Origin of the sequence: Streptomyces sp. NPDC004284 (genome assembly GCF_042874035.1) — a bacterium.
Classification (GTDB): Bacteria; Actinomycetota; Actinomycetes; order Streptomycetales; family Streptomycetaceae; genus Streptomyces.
Genome location: NZ_JBIAMJ010000001.1, coordinates 868,027 through 892,045, shown reverse-complemented (window position 1 = coordinate 892,045; position 24,019 = coordinate 868,027). Strand labels below are relative to the sequence as shown.

Here is a 24,019-nt window from a genome sequence, read left to right as displayed (position 1 = left end):
GGCTAGAGACACGGCGCGGCGAACTCGCACCAGACGATCTTGCCGGGGTCGCGCGCGCCCACACCCCAGCGGTCCGCGAGGGTATCGACGAGGAGCAGCCCCCGGCCCGACTCCTCCGAGGGCTCACGGACGGCCGGGACGCCGTCACCACTGTCGTGGACCTCGATGCGGAGCGGGCCGGGGCGCTCCAGATAGAGGTGGAGGCGGTAGCCCCGGCCGGGCGGGACGCCGTGCAGGAGGGCGTTGGTCGCGAGCTCGCTCACGCACAGGAGTACGTCGTCCGCACGCGCGTCCAGACCCCAGTCCAGCAGCGCCTTGCGGGCGAAGTCGCGGGCGAGGGGGACGGAACGGCGCTCACGGCGGTAGAAGGCCTCGCGGAACAGGGGGAGTCGGTCGCTCATGGCGACCACGGTGACGTCTCGCGCCCCACGCGCCCCAGGACACCGACCCGTACAAATTCTTTGTACGGGTCCGGAACGCGTCGAGCCCATACGGAGCGGGGAAGGCACCGCTCATGCAACGCGGCACGAACTCCAGGAAGAAGGTCCCTTCATGGGAAGTGGTCGGCGCCCTCCTCGCGCTTTACCGGAAACAAGCGGGCCTTACCCAGCCCCAGTTGGCCTCGCAGGCGTGCGTGGCCCTGGAGACGCTGGGGTCGATCGAGCAGGGGCGGAGGGCGCTGCGGCTCGGGCTCGCGGGTGAGCTGGACGGCATCCTGAACACGGGCGGGGCGCTGGCGGTGGCGGTGGGGAAGGCGCCGAAGAAGGAGCGATATCCGGCGTTCGTACAGGAGTTCATCGATCTGGAGGCTCAGGCGCTCAGCATCTGCTCGTACCAGAACGGGGTGGTCCCGGGTCTGCTCCAGACGGCGGAATACGCCCGCGCGGTCTTCGACTGTCTCTACCCGCCGATCACTCCGCAGGAAGCGGAGGACCGGATGCTCGACCGGCTCGACCGCCAGGGGATCTTCGAGCAGAAGCCGTGGCCTCCGATGATGTCCTTCCTCCTGAACGAATCCATCCTGGAACAGCCGATCGGCGGCCGGGAGGTGCTGCGGGGACAGATCCTCCATCTGCGAGAGATGGCCGAACTCCCCTTCCTAGCCCTTCAGATCATCCCGAAGGCGCGAACGAAACACGCGGGACTCGCCGGGCCCATGGTGCTCCTGGAAACACCCGACCACGAGCACGTCGCCTACATCGAGGGGCAGCGGGTCAGCTTCCTCATCGACGACCCCGACGAGGTCGGCATCCTCCAGGCCAAATATGGAATGCTGCGGTCACAGGCCCTGACGCCCGAGGACACCATGGGCCTGCTGGAACGTCTGGCAGGAGTGACATGAGCGCAGCAGCACTTTCGTGGTTCAAGTCCAGCTACAGCGGCGACGAGGGCGGTGCTTGCCTCGAAGTCGCCTATGACTGGCGCAAGTCCAGCTACAGCAGCGACGAGGGCGGCGACTGCGTCGAGGTAGCCGCCCACCCCGCCGCCGTACACGTCCGGGACTCCAAGCTCGGCGAGACCAGCCCCGTCTTCACCGTCTCCCCGGCCGCGTGGGACTCCTTCGTCACGCGGGCGGCATTCTGACCGACTGACCGTGAAGGGTCCGCCGGCAAGCCGACGGACCCTTGCGGTGACGGTGGGTCAGCAGGTGGAGCTGTAGCTGATGCGTATGCCGTCGACGGTGATGAAGTCGGGGAACCCCATGCTGCTGTTCGGGGGCAGACAGTAGGTGCCGTTGCTCGTCCGGAGGTACACCACGTCGTCGTTCCGGGTGTTCGTCACGTCCGGCCCGGTCAGGGTGCGGACGTTCTGCCAGTACGACGTGACGTCCTTGAACATGTACGTGGGCGAGTAGTCGAAGAGTGAACCCTGGTAGAAGCACACGTAGGGGTACGAGCAGCCGAACATCGAGTCGGCGTGCGCCGCGGGAGCGCTGACCAGGGAGATCGACAGCGCCGAGACGGTGGCCGCCGCCAGACCTGCGGCCTTCTTCATCGTGGCCTTCATGATTCGCCCCTTGGGTGAGATGTGAAGCAGATGGGTCGGGTGGAGAGCCTGGACCGACAGGCCGCAAGCAACTGGCTCACCATAAGCACGAGTTGCTCCAAGACCACCTGCTTCCGCACCTTCCCGGGACCCTCCCGGGACGACGGTTTCTAAGCGCCGAGACGCACGCTGCGGCCCTCGAGGAGCGCGCGGCCCAGATCGGTGACCGTGTGGAGGGTCGCGTTGCGGTGGCGGTGGCTGGAGACCAGCGCCGCCTCCCGCAGGGCCGTGAGGTGGCGGCTGGCGTTGGGCGGGGTGGTGCCCGCGCGGCGGGCGAGCTCGCCCGTCGCCGCGTCGCCGTCCGCGAGGGCGACCAGCAGGGCGGCCCGTGTCGGGCCGATCAGCGCCGCGAGCGCCTGTGCGTCCGCCGAACCCGTCTCGGGAGTGGCCCAGTGGGTCTCGTGTTCGATCGGGTGGACGAGGACCGGGGGCAGGGCCGGGTCGGCGAACGTCGTCGGGGCATGGCGGCAGAAGAACGACGGCTGGAGCAGCAGGCCGCGGCCGCCCAGGTGGAGGTCCTGCTCGACGGGGAAGGCGACCCGGAGCACCGGGTACTCCCAGCGCGCCGACGGATGGAGCGTACCGAGGACCGCGTCCCAGCCTCCCTCCGCGAGCACCGTCAGGCGGCGCGCCCGGTCGCGGCTCACCTGCGCCCGGATCCGCTCCCAGAACGGGTCGAGCAGGGTGTCGACGTACGCGTGCGCCGCGTCGGCCAGTCTGCCCACCGCCCCGGACTCCCTCGCCGCCAGCTCGCGGCGGCAGATCGCCGGCAGCCGCCTCCCGGGGTTCTGGACGCCGAACTGCGTCAGATCGTTCACCACCTGCTGCAAGGGCGTGGCGCGCAGCGCCTCCAGGCGGTCGGCGAGGCCCCCGCCGACCGCCGGGGTCAGGAAGTCCGGCGAGTACCCGACGGGCGGTGTGAGCGCCGTCAGCATCCGCGTCGTCTCGGGCACCCGGGACAGCGACTCGCGCACCCACGGGCCCAGGAGCACGCCCGAGTCCCGTCTTCGCAGCCGGTGCAGGCTCAACAGCATCTCCCACATCGGATCGGGTCCCGTGGCGATCCTGATCCGCCCGAGGTCCTCGCCCGTGAAGTGAATGCGCAGCATCCCAACCCCTTCCGACCAGGGCAATTGCGTTCCAGCGCACACTAGTTCACGGAACTCCCCCGGTGATCGCAGACTCTGATCCGTTCGGTTTTCGGATCGGCTCACTCACCAACAGAACGGGGGGACGCGAAATGCCCGGGACCCTGGCGAAGCTCGTCCGCGCCATCGCCGCGGGAGTGGTTCTCGCCGGATGCGCCGCGTGTTCGAGTACGGGCACGGGCTCGACGGCGGGCCCGACGCCGGCGACGGCCCCGGCACCGGCCCCGGCCCCGGCCCCCGCCGAGCTGACCGCACTGCACCGGCTGCCGCCCGTGACCGGTCTGCTCTTCACCCCGCAGCTGCGGGCGGCCGAGGCACAGCAGAAGATCACCATCGCCTGCATGGCCGAGCGGGGCTACCGGTACGCCCCCGTCCCCCCGCCCAGGACCCCGGGCGCCGACGAGCGCCCGCAGCCCTTCGGCTTCGAGTCCACGGCCCCCCGGCGCGCGGCCGCCCCTTCGGTGTCCCCCGAGGCGCCGCCCGAGCCGGGCAGCCCCGAGACCACCGCCGCGTACGCACGGGCCCTCTTCGGTGACGAGGCCAAGCGGGTCACCGCCAAGGGCGCGCGGTTGGGCGTCTCGCGGCCGGGCAACGGCTGCATGGCCGAGGCGGAGACGCGACTGCTCGGCGACGGCCGGATGCGCTGGCTCCAGGTGCGGATCCTGCTCTTCGAGGGGCAGGAGCAGGCGCGCGAGGACGTGGAGAAGGACCCGGCGTTCCGCACGGCGACCACGCGCTGGCGGGAGTGCATGGACCGGGCCAAGGTCAAGGTCGAGGATCCCGTGCGGGTGCAGATGTCCCTGCGCTCGGAGGCGGAGCGGCGGACCAGCCCCGTCGCCGCGGCGGACGTGCGCTGCAAGGCGGAGACCGGGTACCTGGCCACGGCGTACCGCCGGCTGGCCGCCGTACAGCAGCGCTGGCTGGACGAACACCCCGACGTCGGGCGGGACTTCGAGAGGCTCTCGGCCCGCCAGGGCAGGGCGGCCGACGAGGCGCTGGGCGGCTGAGCCCTCCCGTCACCACCACAGTCTTCCGCTCCTGAGCCCAGGGGCGGATGTTCCCCGGCAATCCCCGGAACGAAAGAGAGATTGACATGGCCATGCTCAAGAAGTTCGCCACCGTGGCCGGCACCGCCGCACTCCTCGTGGGCGGCGGCATCGCGACCGCCTCGACCGCGTCGGCCGGCCCCAGCTGCCCCGCGGGCTACCACTGCCTCTTCGAGGGCAGCATCGGGTCCTCCGTGCACAACTTCTTCAACAGCGACCCGAACTTCACCGACGACGTGTTCTCCAGCGGGCACGGCGTGAACGACAACTCGTGGTCGGCCAGCAACTCCAGCACCGGCGGATACGAGAGCCACTACTACAAGGACGCCAACTACGTGAACTTCGACTTCTGCGTGAACCCGGGCAGCTCCGTCAGCCACGACCAGCTGTCGGACGACTTCATCGACGGCAACGGCATCGGCCAGCGCGACGAGGCCAGCTCCCTGCTGCTGCGCCCGACGACGTCGGTCTCCTGCTTCTGATCCCCGCGCACGCACGAAAGCGGCCCCGCACCGGAACTCCGGTGCGGGGCCGCCCCCTTGAGCCGTACGAGATCTCCGTACGAGAACGGGATCAGCCCTCGCTGACGCCCAGCTTCTCCAGGATCAGGTCCTTGACCTTCGCCGCGTCGGCCTGGCCACGGGTGGCCTTCATGACCGCGCCGACCAGGGCGCCGACCGCCGCGACCTTGCCGCCGCGGATCTTGTCGGCGATGGCCGCGTTGCCCGCGATGGCCTCGTCGACGGCCGTGCCGAGCGCGCCGTCGTCGGAGACGACCTTGAGACCGCGCTTCTCGACGACCTCGTCCGGGGTGCCCTCGCCGGCGAGGACGCCGTCGATGACCTGGCGGGCCAGCTTGTCGTTGAGGTCGCCGGAGGCGACCAGGGCCGAGACCCGGGCCACGTCCGCCGGCGTGATGGGCAGCTCCTCCAGGGAGACGCCCTTCTCGTTGGCGTTGCGGGCCAGCTCGCCCATCCACCACTTGCGGGCCGACGCCGCGTCGGCGCCCGCCTCCGTGGTGGCGACGATCGCGTCGACCGCGCCCGCGTTGAGGATGGACTGCATCTCGTGCTCGGAGACGCCCCACTCCTCGCGGAGGCGGTTGCGGCGCACGCGCGGCAGCTCGGGCAGAGCGGCACGCAGCTCCTCGACCCACGCGCGGGCCGGGGCGACGGGGACGAGGTCGGGCTCCGGGAAGTACCGGTAGTCCTCGGCGTTGTCCTTGATGCGGCCGGAGGTCGTGGAGCCGTCGTCCTCGTGGAAGTGACGGGTCTCCTGCACGATCGTCCCGCCGGAGGAGAGGACGGCCGCGTGGCGCTGGATCTCGAAGCGCGCCGCCCGCTCCACCGAACGGAGCGAGTTGACGTTCTTCGTCTCCGAGCGGGTGCCGAAGGTCTTGGTGCCGTGCGGACGCAGCGACAGGTTCACGTCGCAGCGCATCTGGCCCTTGTCCATGCGCGCCTCGGAGACGCCGAGCGCGAGGATGAGCGCGCGCAGCTCGGCGACGTACGCCTTGGCGACCTCGGGGGCCCGCTCGCCCGCGCCCTCGATCGGCTTGGTGACGATCTCGATGAGCGGGATGCCGGCGCGGTTGTAGTCCAGCAGCGAGTGCGAGGCGCCGTGGATGCGGCCGGTCGCGCCACCGATGTGGGTGGACTTGCCGGTGTCCTCCTCCATGTGGGCGCGCTCGATCTCCACGCGGAAGACCTCGCCGTCCTCCAGCTGGACGTCCAGGTAGCCGTTGAAGGCGATCGGCTCGTCGTACTGGGAGGTCTGGAAGTTCTTCGGCATGTCCGGATAGAAGTAGTTCTTCCGGGCGAAGCGGCACCACTCGGCGATCTCGCAGTTCAGCGCGAGGCCGATCTTGATCGCGGACTCGACGCCGATCGCGTTGACCACCGGCAGGGAGCCGGGCAGGCCGAGGCAGGTCGGGCAGGTCTGCGAGTTCGGCTCCGCGCCCAGCTCGGTCGAGCAGCCGCAGAACATCTTCGTCTTGGTGCCGAGCTCGACATGGACCTCCAGGCCCATGACGGGGTCGTACTCGGCGAGCGCCGCTTCGTACGACAGCAGTTCAGTGACAGTCACGGTGGAACTTCCCTCTCAGCCCAGCAGGACGTCGTCGTCGCCGAGCCGCTTCAGCTCGCGGTACAGGATGGCGAGGCCGGTGACGATGGCGGCGGCGGACACGACGGCGTCGACGAGCTTGAGCGTGTCGTGCTCGGCGCGGGCCTTCTTGATCTGCTTCGTCACAGCGATGGCGCCGAACGCGGTGGTACCCATGGAGAGGTACGTACCGGTCTTGGACTTCTTGAAGCCCTTGGCCTTCTGCAGTGCACTGGTGGAACTCACAGCGACGGAGCCTCCTCGAGCAGCGGGTGGCCCCACTTTTCCACGAAGGCGGCCTCGACGGCGGCGCCGACCTTGTACAGCCGGTCGTCCTTCATGGCGGGGGCGATGATCTGCAGACCGACCGGGAGGCCGTCCTCGGGCGCGAGGCCGCAGGGCAGCGACATGGCGGCGTTGCCCGCCAGGTTGGTCGGGATGGTGCACAGGTCCGCGAGGTACATCGCCATCGGGTCGTCGGCGCGCTCGCCGATCGGGAAGGCGGTGGTCGGGGTCGTCGGGGAGACGATCACGTCGACCTGCTCGAAGGCCTTCTCGAACTCGCGGGTGATGAGGGTGCGGACCTTCTGCGCCGAGCCGTAGTACGCGTCGTAGTAGCCGGAGCTCAGCGCGTACGTACCGAGGATGATGCGGCGCTTGACCTCGTCGCCGAAGCCGGCCTCACGGGTGAGGGCGGTGACGTCCTCGGCGGACCGCGTGCCGTCGTCGCCGACCCGCAGGCCGTAGCGCATGGCGTCGAAGCGGGCCAGGTTGGAGGAGCACTCCGACGGCGCGATCAGGTAGTACGCGGAGAGCGCGAGGTCGAAGGTCGGGCAGTCCAGCTCGACGATCTCGGCGCCCAGCGACTTCAGCAGCTCGACGGACTCGTCGAAGCGCTGCACGACGCCGGCCTGGTAGCCCTCGCCGCGGAACTGCTTGACGACACCGACGCGCATGCCGGCCACCGAGCCGTTGCGCGCGGCCTCGACGACCGGCGGGACCGGGGCGTCGATGGAGGTGGAGTCCAGCGGGTCGTGCCCGGCGATCGCCTCGTGGAGGAGGGCCGCGTCCAGGACCGTGCGGGCGCAGGGGCCGCCCTGGTCGAGGGAGGAGGAGAAGGCCACCATGCCGTAGCGGGAGACGCCGCCGTAGGTCGGCTTGACGCCGACGGTGCCGGTGACGGCCGCGGGCTGGCGGATGGAGCCGCCGGTGTCCGTGCCGATGGCGAGCGGGGCCTCGTACGCCGCGAGGGCGGCCGAGGAGCCGCCGCCGGAGCCGCCGGGGATCCGGGTGAGGTCCCAGGGGTTGCCGGTCGGGCCGTAGGCGCTGTTCTCCGTGGAGGAGCCCATCGCGAACTCGTCCATGTTGGTCTTGCCGAGGATGACGACGTCGGCGGCCTTGAGGTTCTTGACCAGGGTCGCGTCGTACGGCGGCATCCAGCCCTCGAGGATCTTCGAGCCCACGGTCGTCGGCATGCCGACGGTGGTGAAGATGTCCTTGAGCGCGAGCGGCACACCGGCGAGCGGGCCGAGCTTCTCGCCCCGGGCGCGCTTCTCGTCGACGGCACGGGCCTGCGCGAGGGCGCCCTCGCGGTCGACGTGCAGGAAGGCGTGGACCTTCTCGTCGACGGCCTCGATGCGGGCGAGGTGGGCCTCGGTGACCTCGACGGCGGTCAGCTCGCCGGCGGCGATCTTCCCGGCGATCTCGGCCGCGGTGAGCTTGATGATGGTGTTGTCCGTCATGACTTCTTAGTCCTCCCCCAGGATCTGCGGCACCTTGAAACGCTGCTGCTCCTGGGCCGGGGCGCCGGAGAGCGCCTGCTCGGGGGTGAGCGACGGACGGACCTCGTCCGCGCGCATGACATTGGTCAGCGGCAGCGGGTGGGAGGTCGGCGGTACGTCTTGGTCGGCGACCTCGGCGACGCGGGCGACCGCGCCGATGATGTCGTCCAGCTGGCCGGCGAAGTGATCGAGTTCTTCGCCCTTCAGCTCCAGACGCGCCAGCCGGGCGAGGTGGGCGACCTCCTCGCGCGTGATGCCAGGCATGCGGTTCCTCACGGGGTGAGCTTGATGGTGTCGGACCATCCTATGGCGCCGGTGCCGCTGCCCGTTAAACGGTTTGCCCCAGGAGGGGCAAGGGTCACTGCACCACCTGGCCCGAAGGGTGGTCCAGATCGACCTGGGCGGCGATGTCCGCGGGGCGGCGCCAGCCGTGCTCGCCGCGGGCGAGGAGCCAGGCGGTGGCCTCGCCGGGCGGCATGGCGGCGGCGACCAGCCAGCCCTGGACGGCGTCGCAGCCCAGGTCGCGCAGGCGCTCCCAGGTCTCGTCGTCCTCGACGCCCTCGGCGACAACGAGGAGGCCGAGCGAGTGGGCGAGGTCGACGGTGCAGCGGACGATCTCGGCGTCCTCGGTGTCGACGGCGAGCCGGGCCACGAACGAGCGGTCGATCTTCAGTTCGCTGACGGGCAGGCGGCGCAGGTGGACGAGGGAGGAGTAGCCGGTGCCGAAGTCGTCGAGGGACATCTTCACGCCGTGGCCGGTGAGGCCGTTCAGCGTGTCGGCGGCCCGCTGGGGGTCCTCCAGGAGCACGTGCTCCGTTATCTCCAGCTGGAGGGCGCCGGCCGGGACTCCGTGGCGGGCGAGGCGGGCGGCGACGGCGCCGGCGAAGCCGGGGGTGTGGACGTCGCGCGGCGAGACGTTGACGGCGACCGGGACGTTGAGGCCCTGGGCGCGCCAGCGGGCGACCTGGGCGAGGGCGGTCTCCAGGACGTATTCGGTGAGGTGGGGCATGAGGCCGGAGGTCTCGGCGATGGCGATGAACTCGTCCGGCGGGACCTTGCCGCGCTCGGGGTGGACCCAGCGGACGAGGGCTTCGAGGCCGGCGACCTGGCCGTCGAAGCGGACCTTGGGCTGGTAGTGGAGTTCGACCTCGCCGGCGTCGAGGGCGCGGCGGAGGTCGCCGAGGAGGCCGAGCCGGTCGGGGGTGTTGGAGTCGCGCTTGGACTCGTAGACCTCGACGCCGGTGCGGTCGCGCTTGGCCTGGTACATGGCGACGTCGGCGCGGCGCAGCAGGCCCTCGGCGTCGAGGGCGTGGTCGGGGAAGACGGCGACGCCGGCGCTGGCCTCCAGGACGAGGGTGAGCCCGTCGAGGTCGAGCGGGGAGGAGAGCTCGGCGACGAGGTGGCGGGCGACCCGCTGGGCGCTGGTGGTGGAGTCGGCGGTGGGCAGCAGGACGGCGAACTCGTCGCCGCCGAGGCGGGCGGCCTCGGCGCCGCGGGGCAGGGCGAGGCGGAGCCGTTCGGCGATCTGGAGGAGCAGCCGGTCGCCGGCGAGGTGGCCGAGGGTGTCGTTGACCGAGCGGAAGCGGTCGAGGTCGATGAGGACGAGGGCGGCGCGGGCGCCCTCGCCCTCGGCCTCCTCCAGGGCGGTCCAGGCCCGCTCCAGGAGCCACTGGCGGTTGGGGAGCCCGGTGAGCGGGTCGCGGAGCTGTTCCTCGGCGCGGGCGCGGGCGATCCAGAGGGTGGAGTCGAGGGCGATGAGGGGGACGGCGAAGAGCGGCAGGAGGACCGGCCGGGTGGCGGCGACGACGCAGAGGAGCGGGGCGATGCCGAGGAGGGCGACGGCGACGAGGCACTGCCTCAGGAGGGCGGTGCGGGCGATGGTGGGCAGTCCGCGGCCCTGGGGGGCGAGCGTGTACCACAGGAGGAGGCGGGTGACCACGAGGTAGGTGCCCGCGGCGAGGACGACTTCCGGGAGGTCGCCGATCGTCCAGTCGAGGGGCTGCCAGGGCCGCTCGACGGTCGGTACGTCTCCGAAGAGGGCGAGGACGAGGGCGGCGGCGGCGACCCCGAGGACGTCGGCGGCGGCGTGCAGCAGGCCCTGGCGCCAGCGGTGCCGGCGGGCGGCGCCGACGAGGGTGACGACGGTCAGCGAGACGAGTCCGGCGGGCACCCAGCCGTACAGCAGGAGGACGGCGAGGGTGAGGGCGGCGCCGGAGCCGGTGCCGCCCCACCAGCGGTCCCGGCCGAGGGCGACCAGGTGGCCGACGATGAGGCCGGTGAGGACGGCGAGGGACCAGCCGGCGGCGTCGTCGGGGAAGAGTCCGTGGCCGTCGCTCAGGGCTCGCTGGAGCCCGGCGGCGAGCACGACGGCGGCGATGCCCGCCACGGCTGCGGACAGCCGGGAGGGGAAGCCCAGGGGGACCACACGGCCCTGCGGCCGTGGGACCGGGGCGGCGCTCTCGGTCGGTTCCATTCCCGTCCCTCTCACAGGCGGCGGTGCCGTCGGTGTGCGATGGGCCGCGTCCGGCGCGGCCGTACCGTCGTCCGGCCCCGTCCGTCGTCCGGCGCGCGGCCGCCGGGGGCGGCCGTCCCGGAGGCACGGGTCCGTTGTCCTGACGCCACGACCGGCAGAGCCCTCGTGCGGGCGTGCAGGACTGGACGCACGGTCACCACACTAGGCCGCCGAAGGCTCCGAGGGGCAGCGCTCTCCCTCTCTTGCCCGAATGCGACCAGCCCACCCGTAACGATCTGGTATGCGCCGAACGGGTGAGCTTCCGCAGGGTCCGTGGAGGCTACTCGGCGACGGGGGCGGCGACCTCCCGAGCTGCCTCGGGCCCCTGTTCGAGCAGGACGGAGAAGCCTTCCTCGTCCAGAACCGGAACCTTCAGCTGCATCGCCTTGTCGTACTTCGAACCAGGGTTTTCACCCACCACCACAAAGGCGGTCTTCTTCGAAACGGAACCGGTCACCTTCGCTCCGAGCCGCTGGAGCGACTCTTTTGCGCCATCCCTGGTGAACTTCTCCAGGGTGCCGGTCACGACGACCGTCAGACCCTCCAGCGGACGCGGCCCCTCGTCCTCTCCGGCCCCCTCGTCCTCCAGGCTGACTCCAGCGGCGCGCCACTTGCGCACGATCTCGCGGTGCCATTCCTCCGAGAACCACTGCTTCACGGCGGCCGCGATGATCCCGCCGACGCCGTCGACGGCCGCGAGCTCCTCCTCGGTCGCCTGCTCGATCCGCTCCAGGGAGCGGAACTCACGGGCCAGCGCCTCGGCCGCGACCGGCCCCACGTGCCGGATGGAGAGCCCGTTGAGGAAGCGGGCGAGCGGGCGGGTCTTCGCCGCCGCGATGTTCTCCAGCATCGCGAGCGCGTTCTTCTTCGGCTCGCCCTTCTGGTTGGCGAAGACCGTGACGATCTTCTCCTCGCCGGTCTTCGGGTCCCGCTTGGGCAGCCCGCTGTCCGCGTCGAGGACGTACGCCTTGATCGGGAGCAGCTGCTCGATGGTGAGGTCGAAGAGGTCGCCCTCGTCCAGGAGCGGCGGCTCGGCGGGCTCCAGGGGGCGGGTCAGGGCCGCCGCCGCCACCGCACCGAAGTTCTCGATGTCGAGGCACTGCCGCCCGGCCAGGAAGAAGAGGCGCTCGCGCAGCTGCGCCGGGCACGTCCGGGCGTTCGGGCAGCGGAGGTCGATGTCGCCCTCCTTCATCGCCTTGAGCGGCGTCCCGCACTCCGGGCACTCGGCGGGCATCACGAACTCCCGCTCGGTGCCGTCCCGCAGGTCGGCGACCGGCCCGAGGATCTCCGGGATCACGTCGCCGGCCTTGCGCAGCACGACGGTGTCGCCGATCAGCACGCCCTTGGCCTTCACGACCTCCTGGTTGTGGAGGGTCGCGAACTCGACCTCGGAGCCGGCCACGGTCACCGGCTCGACCTGCGCGTACGGCGTGACGCGCCCGGTGCGGCCGACGCCGACCTTGATGTCGATCAGCTTGGTGTTGACCTCCTCCGGCGCGTACTTCCAGGCGATCGCCCAGCGCGGGGCGCGCGCGGTGGAGCCCAGCCGGCCCTGGAGCGGGATCTCGTCGAGCTTGACGACGACGCCGTCGATCTCGTGCTCCACGGAGTGCCGGTTCTCCCCGAAGTACGCGATGAACTCCCGCACTCCGTCGAGGGAGTCGACGACCTTGTTGTGCCGGGCGGTGGGCAGGCCCCACTCGCGCAGCAGCTCGTACGCGTGCGACAGGCAGTCGATGGCGAAGCCCTCGCGGGCGCCGATGCCGTGCACCACCATGTGGAGCGGGCGGGAGGCGGTGACCTTCGGGTCCTTCTGCCGGAGCGAACCGGCGGCCGCGTTCCGCGGGTTGGCGAAGGGCTTGTCACCGGCCTCCACCAGACGGGCGTTGAGCCCCTCGAAGGCCTCCATCGGGAAGTAGACCTCGCCGCGGATCTCGACGAGCTCCGGGACGCGGTCGCCCTTGAGGCGCTCCGGGATGTCGGCGATCGTCCGGACGTTGGGCGTGATGTCCTCGCCGGTGCGGCCGTCGCCGCGGGTGGCGGCGCGGGTCAGCCGCCCGTGCTCGTACGTGAGGTTCACGGCGAGGCCGTCGACCTTGAGCTCGCACAGGTAGTGGAAGTCGGGCGTGCCGACGTCCCGCGCGACGCGCTCGGCCCAGGTGGCGAGCTCCTCGTCGTCGAAGGCGTTGTCCAGGGAGAGCATCCGCTCCCGGTGCTGGACGGCGGTGAACTCGGTCGCGTACTGCCCGGCGACCTTCTGGGTCGGCGAGTCCGGCGTCCGCAGCTCCGGGTACTCCTCCTCCAGCGCTTCGAGCGCGCGCAGGAGCTTGTCGAACTCGCCGTCGCTGATGACCGGCTGGTCCTTCACGTAGTACCGGAAGCGGTGCTCCTCGACCTGCTCGGCCAGCTCGGCGTGCTTCTCCCGTGCCTCGGCGGGCAGGGCCCCCTGTTCGACTGCCACCGTTTCGTCCTCCCGTTACTCAGGGTTGTCCGCGAGCGACCGTGCCGCTCTGACGCAGTGGGCGAGCGCCGCCCGGGCATAGGCGGGCGAAGCACCCGCGAGCCCGCACGTGGGCGTGACGACCACGGACTCCGCGAGAGCCCCCGGATTCAGCCCCAGCCTGCGCCACAGCGTTCTGACACCCATGACGCTACCGCCCGGGTCTGACAATGCCGTGTCGGTGGACGGCACCACACCGGCGAAGAGCTTCGTGCCGGCCTCCACGGCCTCGCCGATCGGCTCCTCGTCACGTTCGGTGAGAAGCGAGAAATCGAACGAGATGCCCGCGGCCCCGGCGCGACGCAACAGTGCGAACGGCACGTCGGGCGCGCAGGAATGGACGATCACCGGCCCGTCGTGGACGGCCATGACGTCCCGCAGGGCGCTCTCCACGACCTGCCGGTCGACGGCCCGGTGGGTGCGGTAGCCGCTGGCGGTACGGATCTGCCCGCGCAGGACGGCGATGAGCGAGGGCTCGTCGAGCTGGAGCACGATCCGCGCCCCCGGGACCCGCTTGGCGAGCTCCGCGAGGTGCTCGCGCAGCCCCTCGGCGAGGGACGCGGCCAGGTCGCGGCAGGCCCCGGCGTCGCCGAGGGCGGCCTCGCCGCCGCGCAGTTCCAGGGCGGCGGCGAGCGTCCACGGGCCCACCGCCTGGACCTTGAGCGGACCCTCGTACCCCTGGGTGAACTCCTCCAGGGCGTCGAGGTCCTCGCCGAGCCAGGAGCGGGCCCGCTTGGTGTCGCGGCCCGGCCGGTCGCTGATCCGCCAGCCGCTCGGCTCCACGTGCGCGTACAGGTCGACGAGCATCCCGAGGGTCCGGCCGATCATGTCGGCGCCGGGGCCGCGCGCGGGCAGCTCCGCGAGGAACGGGAAGTCCTCGAAGGACCCGGTGACGGTCTTGGCGGCCTCGCGGGCGTCGCCCCCGGGCAGGGACCCGACGCCGGTGGCGGGGCCGAAGAGCTTCATGTCGCCCACGCCTACCGCCCCGGGCGCACGGTGAGGTCGTTGATCTCCGCGTCGCGCGGCAGGTCGATCGCGGTGATGATCGCCGTCGCCACGGACTCGGGATCGATCCAGCGGGACGGGTCGTACTCCTTGCCCTCCTGCTGGTGCACCTTCGCCTGCATCGGGCTGGCGGTGCGGCCCGGGTAGACCGAGGTGACCCGCACGCCGTGGGCGTGCTCCTCGTGCCGCAGGGAGTCCGCGAGGGCCTTGAGACCGTGCTTGGACGCGGCGTACGCGCCCCACTCGGCGTGCGCGTTGAGCCCGGCGCCCGAGTTCACGAAGACGACGTGGCCCTGCGAGACCCGCAGCTGCGGCAGGAAGTGCCGGGTCAGCTCGGCCGGGGCGACCAGGTTGACGTTCAGCTGGTGGTGCCAGGTCTTCGGGGTCAGCTCCCCGATCGGCCCGAGGTCGACGACACCCGCGATGTGCAGCAGGGAGTCCACCCGGTCGGGCAGGCTCTGGTGCGAGAACGCCCAGGACAGCCGGTCCGGGTCGGCGAGGTCCCCCACGAGCGTCCGCGCCCCGGGGAACCGCGCGGCGAGTTCCTTGGCCCGCCCCGCGTCGCGCGCGTGGAGCACGAGCTCGTCCCCGCGCGCGTGGAGGCGGCGCGCGACGGCCGCGCCGATGCCGGAACCGGCTCCGGTGATCACATGAGTTGCCATGGTCACCATGCTCGCATCAGCGGGAGGCGATCTCCGCCTCCAGGTGGGCGAGGGCCGCCGGGCCGTCCTCGGCGAAGAGGACGAGCTCGGAGAGGGGGCGGGGCAGGAAGCCCTCGTCCTCCATGCGGCGGAACTGGGCCTTGAGGCCGTCGTAGAAGCCGGCCGTGTTGAGCAGGACCACCGGCTTGTCGTGCTTGCCGTGCTTCTTCAGCTCCAGGATCTCGGTGGCCTCGTCGAGGGTGCCCGTGCCGCCGACCATGACCACGATCGCGTCGGACTTGGCGAGGAGCAGCGCCTTGCGCTCGGCCAGGTCGCCGGCGACGACCATCTGGTCGGCGTTCGTGCGGGCCTTGTGGGCGAGGAAGTCGACGGAGACGCCGACCAGCCGGCCGCCGGCGTCCTGGACGCCGTCCGCGACGACCTTCATGAGGCCCGTGTCGGAGCCGCCCCAGACGAGGGTGTGGCCGGCCTTGCCGAGGCGGGTGGCGAAGTCGCGGGCGGCGGTCGTGTAGCGCTCGTCGAGGTCGGCGGCGGAGAGGAAGACGCAGATGTTCATGGCCCCACCGTAGGGGGTCGCGAAAGAAGTCCGGCGGGCGGCGATGAGTTTGGGCGACGGCCCTGGTCTGCCCTGCCATGGACGAGGTGCGCAGGGGTCGTGTGGTGTCGCGGGACGGTACGGAGATCGCGTACGAGCGGTACGGGGACGGGCCGGCCGTCGTGCTGGTGGGCGGCGCGGACGGCGGCGGGCGGGCCCTCGCCGGGCTGCTCGCCCGGCGGTTCTCCGTCGTGACGTACGAGCGGCGCGGACCGGGCACGGCGGAGCGGGAGATCGAGGACCTGGCGGCCGTCCTGGAGGCGGCGGGGCCGGGTGCGGCCGTGCACGGCACGGAGACGGGCGGCGCCCTCGCGCTCGCGGGGGCGGCGGCCGGGCTGCCGGTGGGCGCGGTGTCGGTCTACGAGCCGGAGCCGCTCGCGGACGACCTCGTACGGGCCGTCCACGCGCGCGTGCTGGTCGTCGACGGGGGCGCGAGCCCCGTGGCGACCCGCCGGGCCGCCCGCGCCCTGACGGCGGCCCTCCCCCGGGCCCGGCACCGCACCCTGACGGGCCAGACGCACGAGGTGGCCCCGCACGTCCTGGCGCCGGTCCTGGCGGACTTCCTCGACGAGTCCTAGCCCTGGGCGGGTGCGGCCGTGCGCCGTGCCGTCGTCGCGATCGTCGCCGAGCCCACCACGCGCGTGCCGTCGTACAGGACGATCGCCTGGCCGGGGGCGACGCCGCGGACGGGCGCGTCGAAGGCGACCTTCAGCTCGCCGTCCTCCAGGGAGGCGCTCACCGGGGTCTCGTCGCCGTGGGCGCGGAGCTGGGCGGTGTAGCGGCCCGGGCCCTCGGGGGCGGTGCCGCACCAGCGGGGCTTGATGGCGGTGAGGGCGGTGACGTCGAGGGCCTCGGCGGGGCCGACGGTGACGGTGTTGTTCACGGGCGAGATGTCGAGGACGTAGCGGGGCTTGCCGTCCGCGGCCGGGTGGCCGATCCGCAGTCCCTTGCGCTGGCCGATGGTGAAGCCGTACGCGCCCTCGTGGGTGCCGATCTTGGCGCCGGACTCGTCGACGATGTCGCCCTCGGCCTTGCCGAGGCGGGTCGCCAGGAAGCCCTGGGTGTCGCCGTCGGCGATGAAGCAGATGTCGTGGCTGTCGGGCTTCTTCGCGACCGCGAGCCCGCGCCGCTCGGCCTCCGCCCGGATCTCGTCCTTGGTGGTGAGGGTGTCGCCGAGCGGGAACATGGCGTGGGCGAGCTGCTTCTCGTCGAGCACGCCGAGGACGTACGACTGGTCCTTGGCCATGTCGGAGGCCCGGTGCAGCTCGCGGGTGCCGTCCTCGTTGAGGACGACGGTCGCGTAGTGGCCGGTGCAGACCGCGTCGAAGCCGAGCGCGAGCGCCTTGTCGAGGAGCGCCGCGAACTTGATCTTCTCGTTGCAGCGCAGGCACGGGTTGGGCGTGCGGCCCGCCTCGTACTCCGCGACGAAGTCGTCGACGACGTCCTCGCGGAACCGCTCGGCGAGGTCCCACACGTAGAAGGGGATGCCGATGACGTCGGCCGCCCGGCGCGCGTCGCGCGAGTCCTCGATCGTGCAACAGCCGCGCGCTCCCGTACGGAAGGACTGCGGGTTCGCGGAAAGGGCCAGGTGCACGCCGGTGACGTCGTGACCGGCTTCGGCGGCGCGGGCGGCGGCGACGGCGGAGTCCACTCCGCCCGACATGGCGGCGAGGACGCGGAGAGTCTTAGTCATAGCGGTACCAGGGTACGGGGCGACGGGAACCGCGGTCGCGGGAGTAAGCGTTCTCCCGGGCATGGGGAGCAAGCCTGAGGGCACGGGGAACGGGGCGGGCGGGCGGCGGATGGGGCGCCGGGCCGTGCTGATCGGCGGCGCGGCGGCCGCCGTGGGCACGGCCGCGCTGGCCAGGGACGAGCTGGGCCGGCTCTGGTGGCGGCTGCCGGGGATGGAGAAGAAGCGGGTCGAGGGCGAGCTCGACCACAAGGGCGCCGAGTGGACGGCGGCGGCGCGGGCGAACTGGCGGCGGGCCGACCGGCCGGACGACTATCCGATCGACCGGGTCGTGATCCATGTCGTCCAGGGCAGCTACGCCTCCGCCCTGAAGGTCTTCAAGGACCCGTCGCACGGGGCCGCCGCGCACTACGTGGTCCGCAAGGACGGTCATGTGGCGCAGATGATCCGCGAGCTCGACGTCGCCTTCCACGCCGGGAACCGCGACATGAACGAGCGGAGCATCGGCATCGAGCACGAGGGCTTCGTCGACCGGCCGCAGGACTTCACGACGGCGATGTACGGGGGCTCGGCGCGGCTGACGGCCGACATATGCGCCCGGTACGGGATACCCGTGGACCGGGAGCACGTCATCGGGCACGTCGAGGTGCCGGGCACGGACCACACCGATCCCGGTCCGCACTGGGACTGGGACCGGTACATGGAGCTCGTCCGGAGGGCCCGCTCGCGGCTCAGCTGAGGCCGGCGGTCCTGGCCCGCTCGACGGCCGGGCCGATCGCCTCCGCGACCGCCGCCACGTCCTCCTTGGTGGAGGTGTGGCCGAGGGAGAAGCGCAGGGTGCCCCGGGCCAGGTCCGGGTCGGTGCCGGTGGCGAGCAGGACGTGGCTGGGCTGGGCGATGCCGGCGGTGCAGGCGGAGCCGGTGGAGCAGGCGATGCCGGCCGCGTCGAGCAGCAGGAGCAGGGAGTCGCCCTCACAGCCGGGGAAGGTGAAGTGGGCGTTGGCGGGGAGCCGCTCGACGGGGTCGCCACCGAGGATCGCGTCGGGGACGACCGCCCGGACGGCGGTGACGAGCTCGTCGCGCAGGGCGCCCACCTCGCGGGCGAACTCCTCCTGCCCCTCGGCGGCGAGCCGGGCGGCGACCGCGAAGGCGGCGACGGCGGGCACGTCGAGGGTGCCGGAGCGGACGTGCCGCTCCTGACCGCCGCCGTGCAGGACGGGCACGGGGGTGTGCTCGCGGCCCAGGAGCAGGGCGCCGATGCCGTACGGGCCGCCGATCTTGTGGCCGGAGACGGTCATCGCGGCGAGGCCGGAGGCGGCGAAGTCGACCGGGACCTGACCGACGGCCTGGACGGCGTCGGCGTGCAGGGGGACGCCGAACTCGGCGGCGACGTCGGCGAGTTCACGGACCGGCATGATCGTGCCGATCTCGTTGTTCGCCCACATGACGGTGGCCAGCGCGACGGACTCGGGCTCGCGGGCGATCGCCTCGCGCAGGGCGTCGGGGTGGACGCGGCCGTGGCGGTCGACGGGCAGGTACTCGACGACCGCGCCCTCGTGGGTCGCGAGCCAGTCGACCGCGTCGAGGACGGCGTGGTGCTCGACCGGGCTGGCGAGCACGCGGGTACGGCGGGGGTCGGCGGCGCGCCGGGCCCAGTACAGGCCCTTCACGGCGAGGTTGTCGGCCTCCGTGCCGCCGGAGGTGAAGACGACCTCGCTCGGCCGCGCGCCGAGCGCGGCCGCGAGCGTCTCGCGCCCCTCCTCGACGGTCCGCCGGGCGCGCCGTCCGGCGGCGTGCAGGGAGGAGGCGTTGCCCGTGACGGCGAGCTGGGCGGTCATCGCCTCGATCGCCTCGGGCAGCATGGGCGTGGTCGCGGCGTGGTCGAGGTAAGCCATGGTGCGTCGATTCTACGAGCCCGGGCACGCGGGCCCGCCGCCCGGCCCGTTCTCACCGGACGGCGACGGCTGTTCTCGGCCGCGCGGCGGATCAGTCGCGGGGCGCGCGGGCCAGCTGGCGGGACTGGGCGACCAGGCGGTCGGCGCTGTCCCAGACCTCGGCGTCCTCCTCCAGGAAGCCGCCGGCGAGGTTGCGGGTGGTGATCGAGACGCGGAGGGGGCCGGGGGCCGGGCGGCAGCGGACGTGGGTGGTGAGCTCGACGGTCGGGGTCCAGCCCTTGAGGCCCAGCTCGAAGGAGGTCGGCGGCAGGGCGTCCACCGAGAGGAGCAGCGACAGGGCGTCGGGCTCGCGGCCGTCGGCGAGGCCGAACCAGGCGCGCATCTCGCCCTTGCCGGACGGGGCGCCGACCGCCCAGCCCACACAGGCCGGGTCCAGGCGGAGGTCGAGGCGGCCCGCGATCGCCGAGGAGCCGGGGATCCTCGGGGCCGGGGCGTCCGCCGCGCTGAAGCAGTTCTCGATCGCCGCCATCGCCGGGGGCGTCGCGGAGGTGCGGACGTCGTCCGGGAGGGTGTCGAGGTCTCCGTACGAGGCGAGGACGCGGATGCGCTCGACCTCGGTGCCGTCCTCGGCGTACTGGAAGAGCGAGGCCTGGCCGGTGGACAGGGTGCGGCCGGTGCGGACCGTCTCCGTGCGGATGACCGCCGGGCCCGGCACGGACGGCGTCAGGTAGTGCGCCGAGATGGTGAACGGGTCCGGGTGCGGGAGGTGGTCGCCGAGGGCGCGGCCGAGCAGGGCGAGGAGGTAGCCGCCGTTGACGGCGTGGATGATCGTCCAGCCGGCGGAGAGCTCGGCGTCGTAGACCCCGGGTTCCCGGAGGGTGACGGCGGTGTCGCGGTCGAACTCACTCGTGACGGCGACGGCGTTCTCGGTGCTCGTGCTCATGTTTCCGACGGTACCGCAGGTTGCTACTGAGCGGTAGCTTTTTCCGGTTCCTCGCGCGCGGAGGAGCGGCGGTTCCAGGCGCGGGGCGCCCGCCAGTGGTAGCGCATCGCGAGGAGCCGGAGCGCGAAGGCGGTCAGGACCGCGACACCGCTCGTGAACCCGTTGAGCACGTCGAACCGGATGCACAGCACGACCATCGTCGCGCCCACGATCGCCGGGACGGCGTACAGGTCCCGGTCCCAGCGCAGCAGCGACGGCACCTCGTTGGCCAGTACGTCGCGCAGCACACCGCCGCCGACGGCCGTCGCGAGGCCGAGCGCGGCGGAGGAGGTGAGGCCGAGGCCGTAGTCGTACGCCTTCGTCGTCCCCGTCACGCAGAAGAGGCCGAGGCCGGCCGCGTCGAAGACGTTCACCGCGGTCTGGGTGCGCTCCACCTCCGGGTGGAGGAAGAAGACGAGGACCGTCGCGATCAGCGGCATCAGGAAGTAGCCGAGATCGGTGAAGGCGGCGGGGGGCACGGCGCCGATGACCAGGTCGCGGAAGAGACCGCCGCCGAGGGCGGTGACCTCGGCGAGGACGGCGATGCCGAAGACGTCGAAGTTCTTGCGGACCGCGAGGAGGGCGCCGGAGATGGCGAAGACGAAGATGCCCACGAGGTCGAGGGCGTGTTGGACGGAGGGGGTGAACAGGTCGTGGAGCACGGGCCCATTGTCCCGGTCGTCCCGTCCGCCCCCGGACACGGGGAGGCCCCTGCCGCCGTACGGCGGCAGGGGCCTCCCTCGGCCTCGCCCGGGGATCACTCCCCGGACGCGTCGTCCTTCTTCACGTCGATCTTCTCCACGTCGGCCTCCGCCTTCGCCTCGGCCTCGACCTCGGCCTCGGCCTCCGGTGCCTCGGCTTCCGCCGCCGGCTCCGGCTCCGGGGCCTCCGGCTTCTTCGTGATCGTGACCTCGACCGACTGGCGGGGCTCCGGGACCGTCACGCCCTCCGCGTTCTCCGGGTGGTGGCAGGCCACGCGCTGGCCCGGCCGGAGCTCCAGGAGCGGGGGCTCCTGGGTCTTGCACAGGTCCGTCGCCTTCCAGCAGCGGGTGTGGAAGCGGCAGCCCGGCGGCGGGGCGATCGGGGACGGGACGTCGCCCTGGAGCAGGATGCGCTCGCTCTTCACGCCCCGGCGGCGCGGGTCCGGGATCGGGACCGCGGACATCAGGGCCCGGGTGTACGGGTGCATCGGGGCCTCGTAGAGGGACTTGCGGTCCGCGAGCTCCACGATCTTGCCCAGGTACATCACCGCGATGCGGTCCGAGACGTGCCGGACGACCGACAGGTCGTGCGCGATGAACACGTAGGTGAGGCCCAGCTCCTCCTGGAGGTCGTCCAGGAGGTTGACGACCTGCGCCTGGATGGAGACGTCCAGGGCGGAGACCGGCTCGTCCGCGACCACGAGCTTCGGCTTGAGGGCGAGGGCGCGCGCGATGCCGATGCGCTGGCGCTGGCCGCCGGAGAACTCGTGCGGGTAGCGGTTGTAGTGCTCGGGGTTCAGGCCGACCAGGCCCAGCAGGCGCTGGACCTCCTTCTTCACGCCGCCCTCGGGCTCGATGCCCTGGAGCTTGAAGGGGGCCGAGACGATCGAGCCGACCGTGTGGCGCGGGTTCAGCGAGCCGTACGGGTCCTGGAAGATCATCTGGACGTCCCGGCGCAGCGGGCGCATGCCCGACACGCCGAGGTGCGAGATGTCCGTGCCCTGGAACTCGATCTTCCCGCCGGTCGGTTCGAGGAGGCGGGTGATGAGCCGGCCCATCGTCGACTTGCCGCAGCCGGACTCGCCGACGACGCCGAGGGTCTCACCGGGGTAGACCTCGAAGTCGAGCCCGTCGACCGCCTTGACCGCGCCGGTCTGACGCTGGAGCAGGCCCTTCCGGATGGGGAAGTGCTTCTGCAGGCCGGTGACCTTGAGCAGGGGCTCAGTGCTCTTGTTGTCGCTCACAGCTTCGGCGCAATCTCTTCGGTCCAGATGCGGGTGCGCTCCTCCTGCGGCATGTGGCAGGCCGAGTGGTGACGCTCTCCGACGAGGGTCAGCTCGGGGCGCTGGGTACGCGTGATGCCGCCCTTGGGGACGTCGGCGTACGGGCAGCGGGGGTTGAAGGCGCAGCCGCTCGGGACGTTGATGAGGCTGGGCGGGTTGCCCTTGACCGGGATGAGCCGCTCGGTCTGCTCGCGGTCGATCCGCGGCATCGAGCCGAGCAGGCCCCAGGTGTAGGGGTGCTGCGGCTCGTAGAAGACGGACTCGGCCGGTCCGCGCTCGACGCAGCGCCCGCCGTACATCACGAGGATGTCGTCGGCGAGCTCGGCGACGACGCCGAGGTCGTGCGTGATGATGATGACCGCGGAGCCGAACTCCTTCTGGAGGTCGCGCATCAGGTCGAGGATCTGGGCCTGGACCGTCACGTCGAGCGCCGTGGTGGGCTCGTCGGCGATGAGGAGCTCGGGGTTGTTGACGAGCGCCATGGCGATCATCGCGCGCTGGCGCATGCCGCCGGAGAACTCGTGCGGGTAGTTGTCGAACCGCTTGAGGGGCTCGGGGATGCCGACCCGGTCGAGGAGTTCGACGGCCCGCTTCTTCGCCGTCTTCTTGTCCACGCTGTGGTGGACGCGGTACGCCTCCACGATCTGGTGGCCGACCGTGTAGTACGGGTGCATCGCGGACAGCGGGTCCTGGAAGATCATCGCCATCTCGCGGCCGCGCATCCTGCGGACCTCCTCCGGGTCGCCGGAGAGGAGCTCGCGCCCGTTCAGCCAGATCTCGCCGGAGATCTTCGCCTTCTGCCGGCCGTACTGGCCGACCGTGTGCAGGCCCATGATGCCGAGCGAGGTGACCGACTTGCCGGAGCCGGACTCGCCCACGATGCCGAGGGTCTTGCCCTTCTCCAGCTGGAAGCTGAGGCCGTCGACCGACTTCACCAGACCGTCGTCGGTCGGGAAGTGGATCTTCAGGTCGCGCACGTCGAGGAAAGCTTCGGAGGGGGCGGACTTCCCGGTGTCGACGGGCTCTCCCACCGCCGCGCCGGTCTTCGTCAGCTTGTCCGTCATGCGAGCCTCACTCGGGGGTCGATCACCGCGTACAGAAGGTCCACCACGAGGTTGGCGATGACCACGGCCGCGGCCGTGATGAGCGTGACCGCCAGGATCAGCGGCAGGTCCCGCTCGCTGACGGCCCGGAAGGCCGCCTGGCCGAGGCCGGGAAGGCTGAACGCGGTCTCGGTCAGGATCGCGCCGCCGACGAGGGCGCCGAGGTCCATGCCGAAGATGGTCAGGATGGGAGTCATGGTGGAGCGCATGGCGTGCTTGCCGAGCACGACCGACTCCGGCAGGCCCTTGGCCCGCGCGGTGCGGATGTAGTCCTCGCCGAGGACCTCCAGCATGGTGGCGCGGGTGAGGCGCGCGTACATCGCCGCGTACAGGAAGGCGAGGGTGACCCAGGGAAGGAGCAGGCCGCCGAACCAGCCACCGAAGGACTCGGTGATCGGGGTGTACGAGGACTTGAGCCAGCCCAGCTGCGTGCGGAAGACGAGCATGGACAGCATGGCGGTGAAGAAGATGGGGAGCGAGACGCCGGCCAGCGCGGTGATCATCGCGGCGCGGTCCACGATCGTGCCCCGCTTGAGCGCGGAGACCACGCCTGCCGAGACGCCGAGGATCAGCCACAGCACGGCGGCGCCGAGGACCATGGACAGGGTCACCGGGAAGGCGTCGACCAGCATGCTCCAGACGTCCTGCTCCGTACGGAACGAGTAGCCGAAGCAGGGCGCGGCGCAGTGGATGGTGTCGCCGCCGCCGGTGTAGTCCCGGCCGACGAAGATGCCGGAGACGAAGTGCCAGAACTGCACCAGGATCGGCTCGTCCAGGCCCAGCTTCTGCCGGATGGCCTCGATGGAAGCCGGATCCGCCTGCTTGCCGACGAACATCGCGGCAGGATCGCTGCCGGTCAGCTTGGGGATGAGGAAGAAGATGCTGAGCGTCACGAGCGTGACGACGAGCAGCATCACGACGACTGAGAAGAGCCGTCGGAATATGTATGCAAGCATGCGGTCGGCCG

General features: G+C 71.8%; 25 protein-coding genes. 6 read left to right on the top strand and 19 right to left on the bottom strand.

Going from position 1 to position 24,019, the window contains the following annotated elements; all coding sequences use genetic code 11:
- Window positions 1–2: 2 nt before the first annotated feature.
- Window positions 3–401, bottom strand: coding sequence for an ATP-binding protein (locus ACFYUS_RS04125; protein ID WP_388845498.1), 399 nt, complete (start codon window positions 399–401; stop codon window positions 3–5).
- A 113-nt stretch (window positions 402–514) separates the two neighbouring features.
- Here ACFYUS_RS04125 and ACFYUS_RS04120 point away from each other — a divergent pair, with 113 nt between their 5' ends.
- Window positions 515–1,342, top strand: coding sequence for a Scr1 family TA system antitoxin-like transcriptional regulator (locus ACFYUS_RS04120; protein WP_388845495.1), 828 nt, complete (start codon window positions 515–517; stop codon window positions 1,340–1,342).
- A complete protein-coding gene (locus ACFYUS_RS04115; RefSeq protein WP_388845492.1) occupies window positions 1,339–1,584 on the top strand; it encodes a DUF397 domain-containing protein in 246 nt (81 codons plus the stop codon). The genes ACFYUS_RS04120 and ACFYUS_RS04115 overlap by 4 nt, the downstream gene beginning before the upstream one ends.
- Before the next feature lie 57 nt (window positions 1,585–1,641).
- On the opposite strand, the gene ACFYUS_RS04110 is transcribed toward ACFYUS_RS04115, so the two are convergent.
- Window positions 1,642–2,007: a hypothetical protein gene (locus tag ACFYUS_RS04110; RefSeq protein WP_388845490.1), complete on the bottom strand. Its 366-nt coding sequence runs from the start codon at window positions 2,005–2,007 to the stop codon at window positions 1,642–1,644.
- Window positions 2,008–2,156: 149 nt separating this feature from the next.
- Window positions 2,157–3,155, bottom strand: coding sequence for an ArsR/SmtB family transcription factor (locus ACFYUS_RS04105; protein ID WP_388845488.1), 999 nt, complete (start codon window positions 3,153–3,155; stop codon window positions 2,157–2,159).
- Window positions 3,156–3,286: 131 nt separating this feature from the next.
- Between ACFYUS_RS04105 and ACFYUS_RS04100 the strand changes: the two genes are divergently transcribed.
- Together ACFYUS_RS04100 and ACFYUS_RS04095 are read left to right on the top strand one after the other, a co-directional pair.
- Window positions 3,287–4,201 carry a hypothetical protein gene (locus ACFYUS_RS04100; RefSeq protein WP_388845485.1) on the top strand — a complete coding sequence of 305 codons (915 nt, stop codon included), beginning with the start codon at window positions 3,287–3,289 and terminating at the stop codon, window positions 4,199–4,201.
- An 86-nt stretch (window positions 4,202–4,287) separates the two neighbouring features.
- Window positions 4,288–4,722: a hypothetical protein gene (locus ACFYUS_RS04095; RefSeq protein ID WP_388845482.1), complete on the top strand. Its 435-nt coding sequence runs from the start codon at window positions 4,288–4,290 to the stop codon at window positions 4,720–4,722.
- Between the two features lie 91 nt (window positions 4,723–4,813).
- On the opposite strand, the gene gatB is transcribed toward ACFYUS_RS04095, so the two are convergent.
- From gatB to ACFYUS_RS04050, 9 genes are all read right to left on the bottom strand, one after another.
- The gene (gene gatB, locus ACFYUS_RS04090) at window positions 4,814–6,325 is read right to left on the bottom strand and encodes an Asp-tRNA(Asn)/Glu-tRNA(Gln) amidotransferase subunit GatB (protein WP_388845479.1); all 1,512 of its coding nucleotides are present in this window, start codon (window positions 6,323–6,325) and stop codon (window positions 4,814–4,816) included.
- A gap of 15 nt (window positions 6,326–6,340) precedes the next feature.
- Window positions 6,341–6,589 (bottom strand): hypothetical protein, encoded by a 249-nt coding sequence (locus ACFYUS_RS04085; RefSeq protein ID WP_078908511.1) that lies wholly within the window; start codon window positions 6,587–6,589, stop codon window positions 6,341–6,343.
- The gene (gene gatA / locus ACFYUS_RS04080) at window positions 6,586–8,085 is read right to left on the bottom strand and encodes an Asp-tRNA(Asn)/Glu-tRNA(Gln) amidotransferase subunit GatA (RefSeq protein WP_388845476.1); all 1,500 of its coding nucleotides are present in this window, start codon (window positions 8,083–8,085) and stop codon (window positions 6,586–6,588) included. Before gatA ends, ACFYUS_RS04085 begins: the two co-directional genes overlap by 4 nt.
- Window positions 8,086–8,091: 6 nt before the next feature.
- On the bottom strand, window positions 8,092–8,388 hold the full coding sequence (gatC, locus tag ACFYUS_RS04075) for an Asp-tRNA(Asn)/Glu-tRNA(Gln) amidotransferase subunit GatC (RefSeq protein ID WP_318102946.1): 297 nt from the start codon (window positions 8,386–8,388) through the stop codon (window positions 8,092–8,094).
- 94 nt (window positions 8,389–8,482) lie between these two features.
- Window positions 8,483–10,597 carry a putative bifunctional diguanylate cyclase/phosphodiesterase gene (locus ACFYUS_RS04070; RefSeq protein WP_388845472.1) on the bottom strand — a complete coding sequence of 705 codons (2,115 nt, stop codon included), beginning with the start codon at window positions 10,595–10,597 and terminating at the stop codon, window positions 8,483–8,485.
- Between the two features lie 319 nt (window positions 10,598–10,916).
- Window positions 10,917–13,097, bottom strand: coding sequence for an NAD-dependent DNA ligase LigA (gene ligA / locus ACFYUS_RS04065; RefSeq protein WP_388845469.1), 2,181 nt, complete (start codon window positions 13,095–13,097; stop codon window positions 10,917–10,919).
- Window positions 13,098–13,112: 15 nt separating this feature from the next.
- Window positions 13,113–14,102 carry a methionine synthase gene (locus ACFYUS_RS04060; RefSeq protein WP_388845466.1) on the bottom strand — a complete coding sequence of 330 codons (990 nt, stop codon included), beginning with the start codon at window positions 14,100–14,102 and terminating at the stop codon, window positions 13,113–13,115.
- 11 nt (window positions 14,103–14,113) lie between these two features.
- Window positions 14,114–14,812, bottom strand: coding sequence for an SDR family oxidoreductase (locus tag ACFYUS_RS04055; RefSeq protein WP_388845463.1), 699 nt, complete (start codon window positions 14,810–14,812; stop codon window positions 14,114–14,116).
- A 7-nt stretch (window positions 14,813–14,819) separates the two neighbouring features.
- On the bottom strand, window positions 14,820–15,359 hold the full coding sequence (locus ACFYUS_RS04050; RefSeq protein ID WP_388845460.1) for a TIGR00730 family Rossman fold protein: 540 nt from the start codon (window positions 15,357–15,359) through the stop codon (window positions 14,820–14,822).
- A 77-nt stretch (window positions 15,360–15,436) separates the two neighbouring features.
- Here ACFYUS_RS04050 and ACFYUS_RS04045 point away from each other — a divergent pair, with 77 nt between their 5' ends.
- Window positions 15,437–15,976 (top strand): alpha/beta fold hydrolase, encoded by a 540-nt coding sequence (locus ACFYUS_RS04045; RefSeq protein WP_388845457.1) that lies wholly within the window; start codon window positions 15,437–15,439, stop codon window positions 15,974–15,976.
- Here the strand turns inward: ACFYUS_RS04045 and mnmA are convergent.
- Window positions 15,973–17,091 (bottom strand): tRNA 2-thiouridine(34) synthase MnmA, encoded by a 1,119-nt coding sequence (gene mnmA / locus ACFYUS_RS04040; RefSeq protein ID WP_388845454.1) that lies wholly within the window; start codon window positions 17,089–17,091, stop codon window positions 15,973–15,975. The genes ACFYUS_RS04045 and mnmA overlap by 4 nt on opposite strands.
- Window positions 17,092–17,152: 61 nt before the next feature.
- Here mnmA and ACFYUS_RS04035 point away from each other — a divergent pair, with 61 nt between their 5' ends.
- Window positions 17,153–17,827 (top strand): N-acetylmuramoyl-L-alanine amidase, encoded by a 675-nt coding sequence (locus ACFYUS_RS04035; protein ID WP_388845452.1) that lies wholly within the window; start codon window positions 17,153–17,155, stop codon window positions 17,825–17,827.
- Here ACFYUS_RS04035 and ACFYUS_RS04030 read toward each other — a convergent pair.
- From ACFYUS_RS04030 to ACFYUS_RS04005, 6 genes are all read right to left on the bottom strand, one after another.
- The gene (locus ACFYUS_RS04030) at window positions 17,820–18,983 is read right to left on the bottom strand and encodes a cysteine desulfurase family protein (RefSeq protein WP_388845449.1); all 1,164 of its coding nucleotides are present in this window, start codon (window positions 18,981–18,983) and stop codon (window positions 17,820–17,822) included. The genes ACFYUS_RS04035 and ACFYUS_RS04030 overlap by 8 nt on opposite strands.
- 91 nt (window positions 18,984–19,074) lie before the next feature.
- On the bottom strand, window positions 19,075–19,926 hold the full coding sequence (locus ACFYUS_RS04025; protein WP_388845446.1) for a thioesterase family protein: 852 nt from the start codon (window positions 19,924–19,926) through the stop codon (window positions 19,075–19,077).
- A gap of 23 nt (window positions 19,927–19,949) precedes the next feature.
- Window positions 19,950–20,627, bottom strand: coding sequence for a trimeric intracellular cation channel family protein (locus ACFYUS_RS04020; protein ID WP_388845443.1), 678 nt, complete (start codon window positions 20,625–20,627; stop codon window positions 19,950–19,952).
- A gap of 95 nt (window positions 20,628–20,722) precedes the next feature.
- Window positions 20,723–21,910, bottom strand: a complete 1,188-nt coding sequence (locus ACFYUS_RS04015) for an ABC transporter ATP-binding protein (protein ID WP_388845440.1) — start codon at window positions 21,908–21,910, stop codon at window positions 20,723–20,725.
- On the bottom strand, window positions 21,907–23,013 hold the full coding sequence (locus tag ACFYUS_RS04010) for an ABC transporter ATP-binding protein (RefSeq protein ID WP_388845437.1): 1,107 nt from the start codon (window positions 23,011–23,013) through the stop codon (window positions 21,907–21,909). Before ACFYUS_RS04010 ends, ACFYUS_RS04015 begins: the two co-directional genes overlap by 4 nt.
- On the bottom strand, window positions 23,010–24,008 hold the full coding sequence (locus ACFYUS_RS04005; RefSeq protein ID WP_388845434.1) for an ABC transporter permease: 999 nt from the start codon (window positions 24,006–24,008) through the stop codon (window positions 23,010–23,012). Before ACFYUS_RS04005 ends, ACFYUS_RS04010 begins: the two co-directional genes overlap by 4 nt.
- Window positions 24,009–24,019: the final 11 nt, after the last annotated feature.

Excerpts from the sequence above, each read along its gene's own strand:
- ACFYUS_RS04035 (WP_388845452.1), top strand. The coding sequence starts at position 17,153 with ATGGGGAGCAAGCCTGAGGGCACGGGGAACGGGGCGGGCGGGCGGCGG.
- ACFYUS_RS04030 (WP_388845449.1), bottom strand. The coding sequence starts at position 18,983 with ATGGCTTACCTCGACCACGCCGCGACCACGCCCATGCTGCCCGAGGCG.
- ACFYUS_RS04125 (WP_388845498.1), bottom strand. The coding sequence starts at position 401 with ATGAGCGACCGACTCCCCCTGTTCCGCGAGGCCTTCTACCGCCGTGAG.
- ACFYUS_RS04045 (WP_388845457.1), top strand. The coding sequence starts at position 15,437 with ATGGACGAGGTGCGCAGGGGTCGTGTGGTGTCGCGGGACGGTACGGAG.
- gatA (WP_388845476.1), bottom strand. The coding sequence starts at position 8,085 with ATGACGGACAACACCATCATCAAGCTCACCGCGGCCGAGATCGCCGGG.
- ACFYUS_RS04050 (WP_388845460.1), bottom strand. The coding sequence starts at position 15,359 with ATGAACATCTGCGTCTTCCTCTCCGCCGCCGACCTCGACGAGCGCTAC.
- ACFYUS_RS04010 (WP_388845437.1), bottom strand. The coding sequence starts at position 23,013 with ATGACGGACAAGCTGACGAAGACCGGCGCGGCGGTGGGAGAGCCCGTC.
- ACFYUS_RS04095 (WP_388845482.1), top strand. The coding sequence starts at position 4,288 with ATGGCCATGCTCAAGAAGTTCGCCACCGTGGCCGGCACCGCCGCACTC.
- ACFYUS_RS04060 (WP_388845466.1), bottom strand. The coding sequence starts at position 14,102 with ATGAAGCTCTTCGGCCCCGCCACCGGCGTCGGGTCCCTGCCCGGGGGC.
- ACFYUS_RS04120 (WP_388845495.1), top strand. The coding sequence starts at position 515 with ATGCAACGCGGCACGAACTCCAGGAAGAAGGTCCCTTCATGGGAAGTG.
- ACFYUS_RS04055 (WP_388845463.1), bottom strand. The coding sequence starts at position 14,812 with ATGGTGACCATGGCAACTCATGTGATCACCGGAGCCGGTTCCGGCATC.
- mnmA (WP_388845454.1), bottom strand. The coding sequence starts at position 17,091 with ATGACTAAGACTCTCCGCGTCCTCGCCGCCATGTCGGGCGGAGTGGAC.
- ACFYUS_RS04070 (WP_388845472.1), bottom strand. The coding sequence starts at position 10,597 with ATGGAACCGACCGAGAGCGCCGCCCCGGTCCCACGGCCGCAGGGCCGT.
- ACFYUS_RS04115 (WP_388845492.1), top strand. The coding sequence starts at position 1,339 with ATGAGCGCAGCAGCACTTTCGTGGTTCAAGTCCAGCTACAGCGGCGAC.
- ACFYUS_RS04100 (WP_388845485.1), top strand. The coding sequence starts at position 3,287 with ATGCCCGGGACCCTGGCGAAGCTCGTCCGCGCCATCGCCGCGGGAGTG.
- ACFYUS_RS04110 (WP_388845490.1), bottom strand. The coding sequence starts at position 2,007 with ATGAAGGCCACGATGAAGAAGGCCGCAGGTCTGGCGGCGGCCACCGTC.
- gatC (WP_318102946.1), bottom strand. The coding sequence starts at position 8,388 with ATGCCTGGCATCACGCGCGAGGAGGTCGCCCACCTCGCCCGGCTGGCG.
- ACFYUS_RS04025 (WP_388845446.1), bottom strand. The coding sequence starts at position 19,926 with ATGAGCACGAGCACCGAGAACGCCGTCGCCGTCACGAGTGAGTTCGAC.
- ACFYUS_RS04005 (WP_388845434.1), bottom strand. The coding sequence starts at position 24,008 with ATGCTTGCATACATATTCCGACGGCTCTTCTCAGTCGTCGTGATGCTG.
- ACFYUS_RS04105 (WP_388845488.1), bottom strand. The coding sequence starts at position 3,155 with ATGCTGCGCATTCACTTCACGGGCGAGGACCTCGGGCGGATCAGGATC.